General features: G+C 66.2%; 19 protein-coding genes and 1 tRNA gene. 12 read left to right on the plus strand and 8 right to left on the minus strand.

Translation table 11 applies throughout. From position 1 onward, the window contains the following. Positions 1-8: 8 nt before the first annotated feature. Positions 9-785 carry a Nif3-like dinuclear metal center hexameric protein gene (locus BN118_RS17735; RefSeq protein ID WP_010927226.1) on the plus strand — a complete coding sequence of 259 codons (777 nt, stop codon included), beginning with the start codon at positions 9-11 and terminating at the stop codon, positions 783-785. Positions 786-809: 24 nt separating this feature from the next. On the opposite strand, the gene mscL is transcribed toward BN118_RS17735, so the two are convergent. Beyond that, a complete protein-coding gene (gene mscL, locus BN118_RS17740; protein ID WP_003815814.1) occupies positions 810-1,268 on the minus strand; it encodes a large conductance mechanosensitive channel protein MscL in 459 nt (152 codons plus the stop codon). Between the two features lie 139 nt (positions 1,269-1,407). Between mscL and petA the strand changes: the two genes are divergently transcribed. The 6 genes from petA (at position 1,408) to BN118_RS17770 (ending at position 5,752) form a co-directional block, all read left to right on the plus strand. Next, complete coding sequence (petA, locus tag BN118_RS17745; protein WP_003815815.1) at positions 1,408-2,049, plus strand: ubiquinol-cytochrome c reductase iron-sulfur subunit; 642 nt, start codon at positions 1,408-1,410, stop codon at positions 2,047-2,049. A gap of 64 nt (positions 2,050-2,113) precedes the next feature. Then, positions 2,114-3,496 carry a cytochrome b gene (locus tag BN118_RS17750; protein WP_003815816.1) on the plus strand — a complete coding sequence of 461 codons (1,383 nt, stop codon included), beginning with the start codon at positions 2,114-2,116 and terminating at the stop codon, positions 3,494-3,496. A 19-nt stretch (positions 3,497-3,515) separates the two neighbouring features. Then, complete coding sequence (locus BN118_RS17755) at positions 3,516-4,370, plus strand: cytochrome c1 (protein WP_019247426.1); 855 nt, start codon at positions 3,516-3,518, stop codon at positions 4,368-4,370. Between the two features lie 158 nt (positions 4,371-4,528). After that, the gene (locus BN118_RS17760) at positions 4,529-5,140 is read left to right on the plus strand and encodes a glutathione S-transferase N-terminal domain-containing protein (protein ID WP_003815819.1); all 612 of its coding nucleotides are present in this window, start codon (positions 4,529-4,531) and stop codon (positions 5,138-5,140) included. Positions 5,141-5,149: 9 nt separating this feature from the next. After that, a complete protein-coding gene (locus BN118_RS17765) occupies positions 5,150-5,599 on the plus strand; it encodes a ClpXP protease specificity-enhancing factor (RefSeq protein WP_003815821.1) in 450 nt (149 codons plus the stop codon). A gap of 77 nt (positions 5,600-5,676) precedes the next feature. Beyond that, positions 5,677-5,752: transfer RNA gene (locus BN118_RS17770), tRNA-Thr, on the plus strand. Positions 5,753-6,117: 365 nt separating this feature from the next. Here BN118_RS17770 and BN118_RS20505 read toward each other — a convergent pair. From BN118_RS20505 to BN118_RS20560, 3 genes are read right to left on the minus strand one after another with little or no spacing between them, the layout of a single operon-like run. Next, positions 6,118-6,258 (minus strand): site-specific integrase, encoded by a 141-nt coding sequence (locus BN118_RS20505; protein ID WP_010929719.1) that lies wholly within the window; start codon positions 6,256-6,258, stop codon positions 6,118-6,120. 7 nt (positions 6,259-6,265) lie between these two features. After that, entirely contained in the window at positions 6,266-6,520 is a 255-nt protein-coding gene (locus tag BN118_RS20970) for a DUF4224 domain-containing protein (RefSeq protein WP_225975617.1), read from the minus strand. 20 nt (positions 6,521-6,540) lie between these two features. Then, entirely contained in the window at positions 6,541-6,687 is a 147-nt protein-coding gene (locus tag BN118_RS20560) for a hypothetical protein (protein ID WP_173651708.1), read from the minus strand. A 17-nt stretch (positions 6,688-6,704) separates the two neighbouring features. Between BN118_RS20560 and BN118_RS17785 the strand changes: the two genes are divergently transcribed. Then, positions 6,705-7,655, plus strand: a complete 951-nt coding sequence (locus BN118_RS17785; protein WP_005012067.1) for an IS481-like element IS481 family transposase — start codon at positions 6,705-6,707, stop codon at positions 7,653-7,655. Here the strand turns inward: BN118_RS17785 and BN118_RS17790 are convergent. Genes BN118_RS17790 through gpmA form a run of 4 tightly spaced genes read right to left on the minus strand, consistent with a single transcriptional unit; the run spans position 7,652 to position 12,236 of the window. Next, positions 7,652-8,446: a HesA/MoeB/ThiF family protein gene (locus BN118_RS17790; RefSeq protein WP_010929912.1), complete on the minus strand. Its 795-nt coding sequence runs from the start codon at positions 8,444-8,446 to the stop codon at positions 7,652-7,654. The genes BN118_RS17785 and BN118_RS17790 overlap by 4 nt on opposite strands. Beyond that, the gene (gene cptA, locus BN118_RS17795) at positions 8,443-9,888 is read right to left on the minus strand and encodes a protease CptA (protein ID WP_010929911.1); all 1,446 of its coding nucleotides are present in this window, start codon (positions 9,886-9,888) and stop codon (positions 8,443-8,445) included. Before cptA ends, BN118_RS17790 begins: the two co-directional genes overlap by 4 nt. Positions 9,889-9,914: 26 nt before the next feature. Continuing rightward, a complete protein-coding gene (locus BN118_RS17800) occupies positions 9,915-11,480 on the minus strand; it encodes a murein hydrolase activator EnvC family protein (RefSeq protein ID WP_010929910.1) in 1,566 nt (521 codons plus the stop codon). 3 nt (positions 11,481-11,483) lie between these two features. Beyond that, positions 11,484-12,236, minus strand: a complete 753-nt coding sequence (gene gpmA / locus BN118_RS17805) for a 2,3-diphosphoglycerate-dependent phosphoglycerate mutase (protein WP_003807430.1) — start codon at positions 12,234-12,236, stop codon at positions 11,484-11,486. A gap of 152 nt (positions 12,237-12,388) precedes the next feature. Here gpmA and BN118_RS17810 point away from each other — a divergent pair, with 152 nt between their 5' ends. The 4 genes from BN118_RS17810 to BN118_RS17825 are packed head-to-tail and all read left to right on the plus strand — an operon-like array spanning position 12,389 to position 14,757. Further along, positions 12,389-12,811: a rhodanese-like domain-containing protein gene (locus BN118_RS17810; protein WP_010929909.1), complete on the plus strand. Its 423-nt coding sequence runs from the start codon at positions 12,389-12,391 to the stop codon at positions 12,809-12,811. A gap of 33 nt (positions 12,812-12,844) precedes the next feature. After that, on the plus strand, positions 12,845-13,105 hold the full coding sequence (gene grxC / locus BN118_RS17815) for a glutaredoxin 3 (RefSeq protein ID WP_010929908.1): 261 nt from the start codon (positions 12,845-12,847) through the stop codon (positions 13,103-13,105). Positions 13,106-13,158: 53 nt separating this feature from the next. Next, positions 13,159-13,686, plus strand: a complete 528-nt coding sequence (gene secB / locus BN118_RS17820; RefSeq protein ID WP_003807422.1) for a protein-export chaperone SecB — start codon at positions 13,159-13,161, stop codon at positions 13,684-13,686. A gap of 15 nt (positions 13,687-13,701) precedes the next feature. Next, entirely contained in the window at positions 13,702-14,757 is a 1,056-nt protein-coding gene (locus tag BN118_RS17825; RefSeq protein ID WP_010929907.1) for an NAD(P)H-dependent glycerol-3-phosphate dehydrogenase, read from the plus strand. Positions 14,758-14,840 lie beyond the last annotated feature (83 nt).

Below are 14,840 nucleotides of genomic sequence, written 5' to 3' on the forward strand. Positions count from 1 at the left end.
GGCGAGTAATGAAAACGATCCATATCCGCGAGCTGGCCGACTGGCTGGACGGCGCGCTGCAAGCGGCGCGATTCAAGGACTATTGTCCCAACGGGCTGCAGGTCGAAGGCAAGGCCGAGATCGCGCACATTATCACCGGCGTGACGGCCTCCGAGGCGCTTTTGCGCGCGGCGATCGAGCGCGGCGCCGACGCGGTGCTGGTGCACCACGGCTGGTTCTGGCGCAACGAGGACCGCCGCGTGCTCGGCCCGCGCCGCACCCGCCTGGCGCTGGCGCTGGGCCACGAACTGAACCTGCTGGCCTATCACCTGCCGCTGGATGCCCACCCGCAATGGGGCAACAACGCCCAGCTGGCGCGCGTGCTGGGCCTGCAGGCCGAAACCGGCCCGGACGGCGCGCCGCGCACCTGTGGCGCCGACAACCTGGTGTGGCTGGGCAGCGCGCCCGGCGTGCAGACCGTGGCGCAACTGCAGCAGCGCGTGGCCGAGCGGCTGGGCCGCACGCCGCTGGTGGTGGGCGAACCGGACCGCCCGGTACGGCGGGTGGCCTGGTGCACCGGCGGCGCGCAGGGCATGCTGGCCGATGCCGTGGACGCCGGCGCCGATGCGTACATCACCGGCGAGGCGTCCGAATCCACCGTGCACCTGGCGCGCGAGACGGGCGTGGCGTTCGTGGGAGCAGGGCACCACGCCACCGAACGCTATGGCGTGCAAGCGCTGGGCGAAGCCGTGGCGCGACAGTTCGGCATCCGGGTCGAATTCATCGATATCGACAACCCGGTCTGAATGGCCGTCCCGCCGCGCATGCCGTCACGACCCCTGCTTGTCCTTGAGCAGGTCGCGGATCTCACGCAGCACGGTGACATCTTCCGGCGGCGCGGCGGGCGCTTCCGGCGCGGCCTCTTCCTTGCGGCGGGCGGAATAGATGGCCTTGACCATCCAGAAGATCACGAACGCCAGCAGGACGAAGTTGATGATGATGGTAATGAAGTTGCCCCAGGCCAGGACGTTGGCGCCGGCCTTGGTCAGGTCGGCGTACGTCATCGGGCCGGTATAGCCGTCGGGCATCGACAGCACCAGGAATTTGTTGGAGAAATCGACCGAGCCACCCAGGATGAAGTTGACCAGGGGCATCACCACATCCTTGACCAGCGAGTCGACAATCTTGCCGAACGCCGCGCCGATGATCACACCGACGGCCAGATCGATCGCATTGCCCTTGACCGCGAAATCGCGAAATTCTTTGATAAAACCCGTGGCTTTGCTCATGCGTACTCCTTAAGTAACATGCCCGGCATTAGGCAGGCGCTATAATACGCGGTTGCTATGTTGTTACATGTTCCCACAAAACCGGATGCTGCAAGCCCGATCCTACATGCAGAAAGGACACATCAACAAGGATAGGAAGATGAGTCAGGATACGCTGGTGCACGATGATGATGGCGCAGTTGACCCCAACCTGCCACCTGACCCATCGCGCCGTTTCTGGGTAACAACGGCCTGTGCCGTGGGCGGCGTTGCCGGCGTCGCGACCGCAGTGCCGTTCGTGAGTACCTTTGCACCGTCCGAGAAGGCCCGCGCCGCAGGCGCGCCGGTCGAAGTCGACGTGGGCGACCTGGCGCCGGGCCAGATGCGCACCGTCGAGTGGCGCGGCAAGCCGGTCTGGATCATTCGCCGGACCGATGACCAGCTCAAGGGCATCAAGTCGCAGGACGGCCTGATGGCCGACCCCAATTCCGAGCGTCCCGGCTTCACGCCGGCCTACGCCAAGAACGAGTACCGCTCGCGCAAACCCGAGCTCTTTGTCTGTGTCGGCATCTGCACGCACCTGGGCTGTTCGCCCACGGCGCATTTCGAAACGGGTGGCGGGGCAGGCATGCCCGGCAACTGGCAAGGCGGCTTCCTGTGCCCCTGCCACGGTTCCACGTTCGACATGGCCGGCCGCGTCTACAAGGACAAGCCCGCGCCGGACAATCTGGAAGTTCCGCCGTACCAGTACCTGAGCGACACCCGCATCATTGTCGGTGTCGACGAAGACAACAAGGCCTGACGCCCGCGTCGCCTTATCCTGACCTACGCAGAATACGCCACGTATAAAGAGAAGGAGCCGTTTCATGGCTGGCGAGAAAACCGTCGAGACGACAGGCTTGTTGGGCTGGCTGGACCAGCGCTTCCCGGTGACCTCCACCTGGAAGGCGCATCTGTCCGAGTACTACGCCCCGAAGAATTTCAATTTCTGGTATTTCTTTGGCTCCCTGGCACTGCTGGTGCTGGTGATCCAGATCGTGACCGGCATTTTCCTGGTCATGCATTACAAGCCCGATGCCGAACGCGCGTTCCAGTCGGTTGAATACATCATGCGCGAAGTCCCGTGGGGCTGGCTGGTGCGCTACATGCACTCCACCGGCGCCTCGATGTTCTTCGTGGTGGTCTACCTGCACATGCTGCGCGGCCTGTTCTACGGCTCGTACCGCAAGCCGCGCGAGCTGGTGTGGATCTTCGGCGTGGCCATCTTCCTCTGTCTGATGGGCGAGGCCTTCTTCGGCTATCTGCTGCCCTGGGGCCAGATGTCGTACTGGGGCGCCCAGGTGATCGTGAACCTGTTCTCGGCCATCCCGTTCATCGGCCCGGAACTGTCGATCTGGATCCGCGGCGACTACGTCGTGTCCGACGCCACCCTGAACCGCTTCTTCTCGTTCCACGTCATCGCCATCCCGCTGGTGCTGATCGGCCTGGTGGCCGCCCACCTGGTGGCGCTGCACGAGGTCGGCTCGAACAACCCCGACGGCGTCGAGATCAAGAAGGGCCCCAAGGACAAGTACGGCCGCCCCAAGGACGGCATCCCGTTCCACCCGTTCTACACGGTGCACGACATCATGGGCGTGGCGGGCTTCCTGATCATCTTCGCGGCCATCGTGTTCTTCGGCCCCGAGATGGGCGGGTACTTCCTGGAATACAACAACTTCCTCCCGGCCGATCCGCTCAAGACGCCGCCGCACATCGCCCCGGTGTGGTATTTCACGCCGTTCTACTCGATGCTGCGCGCCACCACCGACGTGTTCACCTGGGTGCTGGCCGGCGCGGCCATCCTGGGCGCCATCGCGCTGCTGCTGCGCGCCAAGGGCGCCATGCGCATCGTGGCGCCGGTCATCCTGGTGGTGGTCGCGGTCCTGCTGCGCACCATCGACGCCAAGTTCTGGGGCGTGGTGGCCATGGGCGGCGCGGTCGTGATCCTGTTCTTCCTGCCCTGGCTGGACCACTCCCCGGTCAAGTCGATCCGCTACCGGCCGACCTGGCACAAGTGGCTGTACGGCATTTTCATCGTCAACTTCCTGGTGTTGGGCTATCTGGGTACGCAACCGCCTAGCGATGCGTTCAACCTGACCTCGCAGATCGGCACGCTGATCTATCTGGGCTTCTTCTTCCTCATGCCCGTCTGGAGCCGGCTTGGCACGTTCAAGCCCGTCCCCGACCGCGTGACGTTCCATGCCCACTGAGCCAACTATCCATAACGGAATGACCATGATCAAAAAGCTGATTGGTGCCGTCGCGTTGATGCTCACGTGCACCGCCACCCTGGCTGCCGAAGGCGGCTTCCCCCTGGAGAAGGCGCCCGATCGCATCAACGACGTCGCCTCGCTGCAAAACGGCGCCAAGCTGTTCGTCAACTACTGCCTGAACTGCCACAGCGCGCAGTCGATGCGGTACAACAAGCTGCAGGACATCGGCCTGACCGACCAGCAGATCCAGGACAGCCTGCTGTTCACCGGCGACAAGGTCGGCGACCTGATGAAGATCGCCATGACGCCGCAGGACGCCAAGAAGTGGTTCGGCACCACGCCGCCCGACCTCTCGGTGATCGCGCGCGCCAAATCGGTCAACGCCGGCCCCAGCGGCGCCGATTACCTGTACACCTACCTGCGTACGTTCTACCGCGACACCTCCAAGGCCACCGGCTGGAACAACCTGGCGTTCCCCAACGTGGGCATGCCGCATGCGCTCTGGGATCGCCAGGGCCCGCGCGAGCTGACCACGGTTGCCGTGCACCAGGTCGAAGCCGCCGACGGCACCAGGAACTGGGAGCGCGTCACCACGGTTTATGATGCGCAGGGCTACGCAACCGCCAAGACCGAACCCCTGGCCGATTACCGCGGCCACGGCTCGCTGGAGACCCGATTCAAAGCTGTCAATCCGGCCCAATCCGCCGACTACGACCAGGACGTGGCCGACCTGACCGCGTTCATGTCCTGGATGGCCGAACCGGTCCAGCTGTACCGCAAGCAGCTTGGCGTCTGGGTTCTGCTGTTCCTGGGCTTGTTCCTGGTGGTGGCCTGGCGCCTTAACGCCGCTTACTGGAAACACGTGCGCTAACCCGCATTGCCCCGCCAGGTCCGAACCCGCGCTGAGTTTCCCGGTAAGGTTCGGCATGTACCGATAGGGCTGTACGCCTATCCCGCCTGGCAATCGGGGCCAGCGCCTGCTAATTTGGCGGCGCTGGCCTTTCGCTTTTCATACAAGGACTTATCGCCATGATGGTGCTCTATTCCGGAACCACCTGCCCGTTCTCGCAACGCTGCCGTTTCGTGCTGTTCGAGAAGGGAATGGATTTCGAAATCCGCGACATCGACCTGTACAACAAACCCGAAGACATTTCGGTCATGAACCCGTACGGTCAAGTGCCCATTCTGGTCGAACGCGACCTGGTGCTGTACGAGTCCAACATCATCAACGAGTACATCGACGAGCGCTTCCCGCACCCGCAGCTGATGCCGGCCGACCCGGTCATGCGCGCGCGCACCCGCCTGTTCCTGTACAACTTCGAGAAAGAGTTGTTCGTGCACGTCTGCGCCCTGGAAGACCGCAGCGCCAAGCCGGACGACAAGAAGATGGTGCAGGCCCGCCAGAGCATCCGCGACCGTCTCGCGCAGCTGGCCCCGATGCTGCTGAAGAACAAGTACATGCTGGGCGATGAATTCTCGATGCTCGACGTGGCCGTGGCCCCGCTGCTGTGGCGCCTGGACCACTACGGCATCGAACTGCCCAAGAACGCCGCGCCCCTGCAGAAGTACGCCGAACGCATCTTCTCGCGCCCGGCCTATATCGAAGCGCTGACGCCTTCCGAAAAAGTCATGCGCCGCTAAAGGAAGTCCATGGGCGAAACTTCGACCAAACCGTACCTGATCCGCGCACTGCACGAGTGGTGCACGGACAACGGCTACACGCCGTACATCACCGTGCAGGTCGACGAGCACACCATGGTGCCCGTCGCCCATGTGCGCGATGGACAGATCACCCTGAACGTCGGCACGCTGGCCACCAACAAGCTGTCGCTGGGCAACGAATTCATCGAATTCCAGGCCCGCTTCAGCGGCGTCACCGAGAACGTCTACGTGCCGGTGGGCGCCGTCAGCGCCATCTACGCGCGCGAAACCGGCGCCGGCATGGGCTTCGAGGTGCAAGCCTACGAAGCGCCCGAGCACGCGGACGCCGCCCCCCCGCCGCCCGAGTCGGCCGAGGCCGGCGATGCCGCCGCCTCGCCGGCTGGCGACGATGGCGACGGCGACGAACCCAAGCGGCCGCATCTGACCATCGTCAAGTAGCCTGTCCGAAAGACTGCGGCGCGAAGTTTCACTACAATGCAGTCCCTCGCAAGCGGCCATGCGCCGCTTGCGTTCATGCCGGTGTAGCTCAGTTGGTAGAGCAGCTCACTTGTAATGAGAAGGTCGAGGGTTCGATTCCTTTCACCGGCACCAGCCAAATCAACGATCTAGGCCGTTTCCTCTGGAGACGGCTTTTTCGTTTATGTAGTTTAGGTGTAATCGTGCCGGAGATCCGGCCTTCCAAGTTGCTCATGGCGGCACGAATGTGGTCGCCGTTCTGGTGGGCATAGCGCGCCACAATTGCCAGCCTTGGCCCACTCATGCGCTGCACGGTGGACAGGCTCACGCCTACCTGTACCAGATGAGACACGGCAGTATGACTGACCACTCGCGCGATGTTCAGGCCGGCCCGCCCCACGGCGAGTCTGAAAGGGTTTTCGATAGCGACTGTGTACCCCGATCGGGAGCCTCTGGAAGACGGAAAGAGCCAGGGGGATATCGGCGGGACACCGACTCCTTCAGAAAGCGTCCAGAAATTCAGCCAGTGCCGCCGTAATGGGTTGCTCCCTGGCACCCGCCTTCGCCTCGGGCAGATAGATCATCCGGCGTGGCAAGTCGATATCTGCCTTCCAGATTCTCAGCACCTCGCTCTTGCGCACGCGGCTCCTAATGCGGGATACCCAGGCTGGTCCGGAACACCAAAAGTGTACCGTCTGGCCGAATCTGAAGGCGGATGCCCAGCGCCTTCAGCACCTTGGCCTGTGCCTGGCGGCGCTTCTTACGGGTGACCTGCTCGATTTCGTCGCCGGTGACGGTTAGGATACCCATCACAAAAAGACAGCAACGCGAAAAGTACTGTAAATTTAGACAGCACAATACAACTGTTGCGAGTAAAATCCAAGCATGGACCTCCCAGAACAATCCGCCTCCCAATTCCTGTTCTACGCCTCGGCCGATGGCGACGTTCGTGTACAAGTCGTAGCAGAGGACGAGACCGTCTGGGCTAGCTGTGAAGATTCAATAGGTTGTATGCATGGTTCATCCGAACCGGATTTGAGAAACTGGAAATCGCCACCCCCCCAGTTCACTCAAGGAGCCCGGCCGGATGAACACCCATAAGCATGCCCGATTGACCTTCCTACGTCGACTCGAAATGGTCCAGCAATTGATCGCCCATCAAGTTTGTGTGCCTGAAGCGGCCCGCGCCTATGGGGTCACCGCGCCGACTGTGCGCAAATGGCTGGGCCGCTTCCTGGCTCAGGGCCAGGCGGGCTTGGCCGATGCGTCCTCGCGCCCGACGGTCTCGCCCCGAGCGATTGCGCCGGCCAAGGCGCTGGCTATCGTGGAGCTGCGCCGCAAGCGGCTGACCCAAGCGCGCATCGCCCAGGCGCTGGGCGTGTCAGCCAGCACCGTCAGCCGCGTCCTGGCCCGCGCCGGTCTGTCGCACCTGGCCGACCTGGAGCCGGCCGAGCCGGTGGTGCGCTACGAGCATCAGGCCCCCGGCGATCTGCTGCACATCGACATCAAGAAGCTGGGACGTATCCAGCGCCCTGGCCACCGGGTCACGGGCAACCGACGCGATACCGTTGAGGGGGCCGGCTGGGACTTCGTCTTCGTGGCCATCGATGACCACGCCCGCGTGGCCTTCACCGACATCCACCCCGACGAGCGCTTCCCCAGCGCCGTCCAGTTCCTCAAGGACGCAGTGGCCTACTACCAGCGCCTGGGCGTGACCATCCAGCGCTTGCTCACCGACAATGGCTCGGCCTTTCGCAGCCGCGCCTTCGCCGCGCTGTGCCATGAGCTGGGCATCAAGCACCGCTTTACCCGACCTTACCGCCCACAGACCAATGGCAAGGCCGAACGCTTCATCCAGTCGGCCTTGCGTGAGTGGGCTTACGCTCACACCTACCAGAACTCCCAACACCGAGCCGATGCCATGAAATCCTGGCTACACCACTACAACTGGCATCGACCCCACCAAGGCATCGGGCGCGCTGTACCCATCTCCAGACTCAACCTGGACGAATACAACCTATTGACAGTTCACAGCTAGGCGCAATGCGCCGCGTCGCCGCGCGCGTGCTCGGCGGCCTGCCCGCCCTGCCCGCACACCGCGCAGTCCGGATCGCGCGGCACGTTGACGCTATGCCATTGCATGCTGCGCACGTCCAGCTGCAGCAGGCGCCCGGCCAGGCTCTGGCCGATGCCGGCCAGCAGCTTCAAGGCCTCGGCGGCCTGCCCGCTGCCGATGATGCCCACCAGCGGCGCGAACACGCCGGTGGTGGCGCAGTTGAGTTCCTCGACATCGTCGGCCTCGGGGAACAGGCAGTGATAGCACGGCGCCTGCGCATCGCGCAGGTCATACACGCTGACCTGGCCATCGAAGCGAATGGCCGCGCCCGACACCAGCGGCTTGCGGTGCCGTACACAGGCGCGGTTGATGGCGTGGCGGGTGGCGAAGTTGTCCGAACAGTCCAGCACCACGTCAGCCTGCGCCACGGCGGCATCCAGGGCGGCGCCGCCCAGGCGCTCGACGCGCGCCTCGACCTGCGTTTCCGGATTGAAGCGGGCCAGCATGTCGCGGCCCGATTCGGCCTTGGCGCGGCCCACGCTGTCGCTGGCATGCAGGATCTGGCGCTGCAGGTTGCTCAGTTCGACCACGTCGTCGTCGACCAGGGTGATATGCCCCACGCCGGCCGTGGCCAGGTAAAGCGCGGCCGGGCAGCCCAGGCCGCCTGCGCCGATGATCAGCACACGCGCCGCCAGGAACCGCTCCTGCCCCTCGATGCCGAGTTCGTCGAGCAGGATATGGCGGGCGTAGCGCAGCAGCTGCTGGTCGTTCATTTGCTCTTGGCGGGCTCCACACCAGTCGGCGTGATCGTCATGCGCTGGGTCTTGCCTTCGCTGGGTTTGATGTCGGCCTTGGCCTGCGCGCGGGCCGAACCTTTCTGTACCGGCTTGCCGGCCAGCAGGTTCAGCGCCTGTTGCAGCTGGAAGTCGTCCTTGCCGCCGAACTCGAACGCCTTGCCGGCCACTTCGGTGTTGTCGTCGTTGTTCGACTTGACCTCGGCGTCGGGGCTTTGCTGGTTCGACAGGTGGCGCTGCAGGTCGGCTTCGCGCGGCAGGCGGAACAGATCGCCGTCGGCGGTATCGGCCACGACGTAGTCGGGTTCGATGCCGGTGGCCTGGATCGAGCGGCCGCTGGGCGTGAAGTAGCGCGACGTGGTCAGCTTGACCGCCGTGCTTTCGCTCAACGGCAGGATGACCTGCACCGAGCCCTTGCCGAACGTGCGGTTGCCCAGCACCTTGGCGCGCTTGTGGTCTTGCAGCGCCCCCGCCACGATCTCGGAGGCGGAAGCCGAACCCACGTTGACCAGCACCACCATCGGCACGGTCTTGACCCAGCCCGGCAGGTCGTTGAGGTAATTGCCTTCGCCGCGCGCGTATTCGCTGGGCGTGGCGCGGTACTTGTGGCGCGAATCGGGCGTGCGGCCGTCGGTCGACACCACCAGGGCGTCGGGCGGCAGGAAGGCGCCGGCCACGCCGATGGCGCTGGTCAGCAGGCCGCCCGGATCGTTGCGCAGGTCCAGCACCAGGCTCTTGGGCGCACCCTTGGCGCCGAGTTCCTTCAGATGGCGCGCCAGATCGGGGCCGGTCTTCTCCTGGAACTGCGCGATGCGCAGGTAGGCCACGTTGCTGTCCAGCATCTTGCTGCGCACGCTGCGCACCTTGATGATGTCGCGCACGATCTTGACCACGATGGGCTGCGGCCGGTCGGCGCGCATGATCGTCAGCGTGATGGGCGACTTGGGCGCGCCGCGCATCAGCTTGACCGCGTCGTTGAGCGACATGCCCTTGGTGGGCGTGTCGTCGATCTTGATGATCAGGTCGCCCGCCTGGATGCCGGCGCGCGCGGCCGGCGTGTCCTCGATGGGCGAGATGACTTTCACGAAGCCGTCTTCGGCGCCGACCTCGATGCCCAGCCCGCCGAACTCGCCCTGCGTGGCCGTCTGCATTTCCCGGAAAGCGTCGGCATCCAGGTAGGCAGAGTGCGGGTCCAGGTTGGACACCATGCCGGAGATCGCGTTGCCGATCAGCGTCTTGTCGTCGACCGCCTCGACATAGTTGTTCTTGATGGCCGCGAACACATTGCTGAGCTGCCGCAGTTCATCGAGCGGCAGGGGACTGCCGCGCTGTGCGACCGCGGACACGCCCACGCTCAGCAGGATGCCCGCCACCGCACCGATGGCTACCAGACCGAAACCACGAAACTTGCGAGTGCTCATGCACACTTCCCGATATTTATGCCGGATTATTGGGCCAGCCACTGGGCCGGGTCCACCGGTGCGCCACGATGGCGAATTTCAAAGTATAGGCCCGATTCCACTTGGCCGCCGGTCGCGCCTACCGTAGCAATAGTATCGCCTGCCGCCACCCGGTCGCCCACCCGTTTGAGCAGGCTCTGGTTGTAAGCGTATACCGTCAGGTACTGCTGTCCATGGTCGACAATGATGAGATTGCCAAAACCCCTCAGCCATTCGGCGTAGACCACGGTGCCGGGAGCCACCACCTTGACCGGCGTGCCCTCGGCGGTGCGCAGTACCAGCCCGCGCCACACGCCGCCATCGGGGCGGTCGACGCCGAAGCGGCCCTGGATCGTCCCGCGCACCGGCATCGGCAGCCCGCGCCGCAGGCCATTGCCGCCGCCCACCGGGGCGGCGGACGCCGTACGGGCAGGCGCGGCCTCGCGCGGCGCCGGCTCGGCCGGTTCGGCGCGAGCCGCCGGGCGGGTTTCGCGCGGCGGCGCGGCCTGCGGATCGACCAGCCGGCCGCCCTCGACCTGGCGCAGGCCAGCGGCGTCAGGGTCGGCCAGCGCCACCGGGCCGCGCCCCTGGCGGGCCGCCGCCTCGGCCTGCTCGCGCGCGGCGGCGGCGTCGCGCGCCTCGGCATCGCGCGCCTGCTGCGCCTGGCGGGCCGTCTCGGCCTGGCGCCGGGCGTCGGCCTCGCGGGCCGCGGCGGCCTGACGGGCCGCCTCCTGCTGGCGCGCCGCCTCGGCGCGGCGCGCGGCCTCGGCCTGGCGGGCTTCCTCTTCCTTGCGGCGGGCCTCCTCGGCGGCGCGCCGGCGGGCATCTTCCTCCGCCTGGCGCGCGATGGCGCTTCCCAGGTCGTCGATCAGGTGCGACAGCCGCTGGTCGTCACGGCCCAGCTTGCCGGCCTCGGCGCGTTGCGCCGCAATCTGTCCCTCTAATTTCGCCAACAGGGTGGCGCGGGTTTTCTGCTGTTCGACCAGCGCGGCCTTCTGGCTGGACGTCTCGGCCACCAGCGTCTGGATGTCGTCGCGGCGGGCATCGGCCTGCCCCTGCAGCGCCGCGAGCCGGGCGATATCCTCGCGCAACGCATGCACCGCCTGCGCGCGGGCGCGCGATACATAGTCCAGGTAGCCCAGGTTGCGGCCCAGCTGCTGCGGGTCGTCGCCCGACAGCAGGGCCGTCCAGGGCGACAGGCCGCTGGTGTACTGGGTGCGCAGCTGGTCGGCCAGCTCGGCGCGGCGCTTTTGCAGCACCGCCTGCTGCGCCACCACCTGCTTTTCCAGGCCGGCGAGTTCGGCTTCGGCCTTGCGGCTGGCCTCGCCCAATTCACGCAGCCGGAGATTGATGCGCGAAATGGCTGATTCGGATTCCTTCAACGCGTCGGCGGCCTCCTTGCGGGCGGCCTCGCGCGTGTCGATCTCTTTCTGCAGCGCGTCGATGCGGTCGCGCAGCGCGGCCTGCTGTCGTTCGGCTTCGGACTGGCGACCCGCCAGGTCCGAAACCGCCCAGGCCGCCGGTGGCGCTACCGCCACCGCCGCCCACACCAGCAAACCCGCCGCGACCCGCATGAATCAGTCCTTTTTCGCCTTGCCCTGCGCCGCCACGGCAGCCATCGCCGCCTCGATCTCGGCGGCATCGCCCAGATAATAGTGGCGAATCGGCTTCAGGTCCTCATCCAATTCATACACCAGAGGCTGGCCGGTCGGAATATTCACGCCCACGATGTCATCATCGGAAACATTGTCGAGGTGCTTGATCAGCGCGCGCAGGCTGTTGCCATGCGCGGCCACCAGGACGCGGCGGCCGGCGCGGATGGCCGGGGCGATCGATTCGTTCCAGAACGGCAGCACGCGCGCCACCGTATCCTTCAGGCATTCGGTGGCCGGCAGCTGGTCGGCCGGGATCTTGGCGTAGCGGCCGTCGAAACGCGGGTGGCGCGGATCTTCCAGGTCCAGCGGCTCCGGGGCGATCGCGTAGGCGCGGCGCCAGATCAGCACCTGCTCGTCGCCGTACTTGGCGGCGGTCTCGGCCTTGTTCAGGCCTTGCAGCTGGCCGTAGTGGCGCTCGTTCAGGCGCCAGTTGATGCCCACCGGGGTATACATGGCGTCCATGGCGTCCAGGGCGATCCAGAGCGTGCGGATGGCGCGCTTGAGCACCGAGGTATAGGCCAGGTCGAAGGCGTAACCCTCGCGCTTGAGCAATTCGCCCGCCTTGCGGGCCTGCTCGCGGCCGGTTTCGGTCAGGTCCACATCGGTCCAGCCCGTGAAACGGTTTTCCAGGTTCCACTGGCTTTCGCCGTGGCGCATCAGAACAAGTTTGTACATGGTGTAGGCCGCAACCTGAGCGGGTTAAAGTTGAACAATGCGGTCATTTTATAATTGACTGGTTTTTCTCTGCTTTTCCCCCTGGCCCGCCCTGTTTCGCGGCGCGGCCGGGCCGTTGTTTCCAGGCTCGCGCCGCCCCCCTAGGATGCCCTGTGGATTTACTGCAATTCTTGATCGATAAAAACAACGTCTTCATCGTCGCCGTGGCCGTGGTGTCGGGCATCATGCTGATGCTGCCGGCCCTGCGCAAGGGCCGCGCCGGCGCCGCGGTGGGTACGTCCGAAGCCATCCAGATGGTCAACCAGCGCCAGGCCGTCTGGGTCGACGTGCGCCCGACCGAGCAGTTCCAGGCCGGCCACATCGCGCAGGCCCGCAGCCTGCCCGCCGCCGACCTCGAGAAAAAGGCCGGCGCGCTGCCCAAGAACAAGCCCCTGATCGTCGTGTGCGAGCAGGGCCGCGACGCCGCGCGCATCGCCGCGCGCCTGCGTTCGCAGGGCTTTGCCGAAGTGTCGGTGCTCGAGGGCGGCATGCGCGCCTGGTTTGCCGCCGGCCTGCCGGTCACCCAGAAAGGCTGAGTGCCCGCCATCCCATCCCCACCCGGAGCGACCATGCAGAAAGTAGTGATGTACAGCAAGGACTATTGTCCCTACTGTGCGCGCGCCCAGGCGCTGCTCAAGCAGCGCGGCGTCGCCGATCTCGAAATCATCCGTATCGACCAGGATCCGTCGCAACGCGACATCATGATCGAGCGCACCGGCCGGCGCACGGTCCCGCAGATTTTCATCGGCGAGACCCATGTCGGCGGGAGCGACGACCTGCAGGCGCTGGACCGCTCAGGCGGCCTGCTCCCGCTGCTCAACGGCGGCTGAAGGCGCTCGCCGCGCCGCCATTCCACTCGTTTTTCATTCACCCGGAAATTCTCATGGCTGATCAGGACCAAACCAACCAGCAAGCGGGCTCGGACGCGCCCTCGTTCAATCTGCAGCGCGTCTACCTGAAGGACTTGTCGCTGGAAATGCCCAATGCGCCGCACGTGTTCCTGGAACAGGAAGCGCCGCAAGTCGAGGTCAGCATCAACGTGGGCGGCCAGCGCCTGGCCGAGACCGTGTTCGAGTCGACCGTGACCGTGACCGTCACCACCCGCGTCAACGACAAGGTGCTGTACCTGGTCGAAGGCACCCAGGCCGGCATCTTCGAACTGGCCAACATCCCGGCCGAGCAGATGGACCCGCTGCTGGGCATCGTGTGCCCCACCATGCTGTATCCGTACCTGCGCGCCAACGTGGCCGACGCCATCACGCGCACCTCGCTGCCGGCCCTGCACCTGGCCGAAGTCAACTTCCAGGCCCTGTACGAGCAACGCCTGGCCGAAATGGCCCAGCAGCAACCGGACGCCGCCAACGGCAACGACTCGGGCATCATCCTGCCCCCGGGCGCCACGCGCCAGTAAGTCCGCGGCCAAGCCATGAGCCAAGCACGCCCCGCCACGCTGCGCGTCGCCGTGCTGGGCGCCGGCAGCTGGGGCACCGCCCTGGCGGCCGCGGCCAGCCGGCGCCACCCCACTGTCCTGTGGGCGCGCGACGGCGCCCAGGCGCAGGCCATGGCGGCCCGGCACGAAAACACCCGCTACCTGCCTGGCGTGGCGCTGCCGCACGCCCTGCAGGTCAGCGCCGACCTGGCGCAGGCGCTCGCGCACCTGGCGCACGATCCCGCCCACGCCCTCATCATCCTGGGCGTGCCGGTCGCCGGCATGACGCCGCTGTGCACCGAACTGGCCGCCCGCCTGCCGGCCCTGGGCCTGCAGGCCGTGCCGCTGGTATGGACCTGCAAGGGGTTCGAGGAACAGACCGCCCGCCTGCCCCATGAAACCGTGCAGGCCGCGCTGGGCGCCATGCCCGGCCTGGCCGCCGGCGTTCTTTCCGGCCCGTCGTTCGCGCGCGAGGTCGCGCAGGGGCTGCCCGTGGCGCTGACCGTCGCCAGCGGATCGTCCGCCGTGCGCGACGCCGTCACGACCGCCCTGCACGGCGCGGCGGTGCGCATCTACGCCAGCACCGACGTGGTCGGCGTCGAAGTCGGTGGCGCGCTCAAGAACGTCATCGCCGTGGCCTGCGGCATCTGCGACGGCCTGGCGCTGGGCACCAACGCGCGCGCCGCGCTGATCACCCGCGGCCTGGCGGAGATGGCGCGCTTTGGCGCCGCGCTGGGCGCGCAACAGGAAACCTTCGCCGGCCTTACCGGCCTGGGCGACCTGGTGCTGACCGCCACCGGCGAACTGTCGCGCAACCGGCGGGTCGGGCTGGAAATCGGCGCCGGCCGCAAGCTGGCCGACATCCTGGCCAGCGGCATGACCGCCGAGGGCGTACGCTGCGCGCGGGCCGCGCGCGACCGCGCCCGCGCACTGAACATCGAATTGCCGATCACCGAGGCCGTCTGCGCCGTGCTGTTCGAGGGACTGTCGCCCATGACGGCGGTATCGGCCCTGCTGGCACGCGAGGCGCGCCCCGAAAGCCCGACGCCATAACGCCCGCACTCCCGAAAACCGCTCGTATCGCCCTGAAAACCAAGGAGTCCCTTCATGCTCTTGAACGCCTTGCCCGGGCTGGC

Source organism: Bordetella pertussis 18323 (genome assembly GCF_000306945.1).
GTDB classification, from domain to species: Bacteria; Pseudomonadota; Gammaproteobacteria; order Burkholderiales; family Burkholderiaceae_B; genus Bordetella; species Bordetella pertussis.

Coding starts and splice junctions, on each gene's coding strand:
- BN118_RS17735 (WP_010927226.1), top strand. CDS start 9: ATGAAAACGATCCATATCCGCGAGCTGGCCGACTGGCTGGACGGCGCG.
- mscL (WP_003815814.1), bottom strand. CDS start 1,268: ATGAGCAAAGCCACGGGTTTTATCAAAGAATTTCGCGATTTCGCGGTC.
- petA (WP_003815815.1), top strand. CDS start 1,408: ATGAGTCAGGATACGCTGGTGCACGATGATGATGGCGCAGTTGACCCC.
- BN118_RS17750 (WP_003815816.1), top strand. CDS start 2,114: ATGGCTGGCGAGAAAACCGTCGAGACGACAGGCTTGTTGGGCTGGCTG.
- BN118_RS17755 (WP_019247426.1), top strand. CDS start 3,516: ATGACCATGATCAAAAAGCTGATTGGTGCCGTCGCGTTGATGCTCACG.
- BN118_RS17760 (WP_003815819.1), top strand. CDS start 4,529: ATGATGGTGCTCTATTCCGGAACCACCTGCCCGTTCTCGCAACGCTGC.
- BN118_RS17765 (WP_003815821.1), top strand. CDS start 5,150: ATGGGCGAAACTTCGACCAAACCGTACCTGATCCGCGCACTGCACGAG.
- BN118_RS17785 (WP_005012067.1), top strand. CDS start 6,705: ATGAACACCCATAAGCATGCCCGATTGACCTTCCTACGTCGACTCGAA.
- BN118_RS17790 (WP_010929912.1), bottom strand. CDS start 8,446: ATGAACGACCAGCAGCTGCTGCGCTACGCCCGCCATATCCTGCTCGAC.
- cptA (WP_010929911.1), bottom strand. CDS start 9,888: ATGAGCACTCGCAAGTTTCGTGGTTTCGGTCTGGTAGCCATCGGTGCG.
- BN118_RS17800 (WP_010929910.1), bottom strand. CDS start 11,480: ATGCGGGTCGCGGCGGGTTTGCTGGTGTGGGCGGCGGTGGCGGTAGCG.
- gpmA (WP_003807430.1), bottom strand. CDS start 12,236: ATGTACAAACTTGTTCTGATGCGCCACGGCGAAAGCCAGTGGAACCTG.
- grxC (WP_010929908.1), top strand. CDS start 12,845: ATGCAGAAAGTAGTGATGTACAGCAAGGACTATTGTCCCTACTGTGCG.
- secB (WP_003807422.1), top strand. CDS start 13,159: ATGGCTGATCAGGACCAAACCAACCAGCAAGCGGGCTCGGACGCGCCC.
- BN118_RS17825 (WP_010929907.1), top strand. CDS start 13,702: ATGAGCCAAGCACGCCCCGCCACGCTGCGCGTCGCCGTGCTGGGCGCC.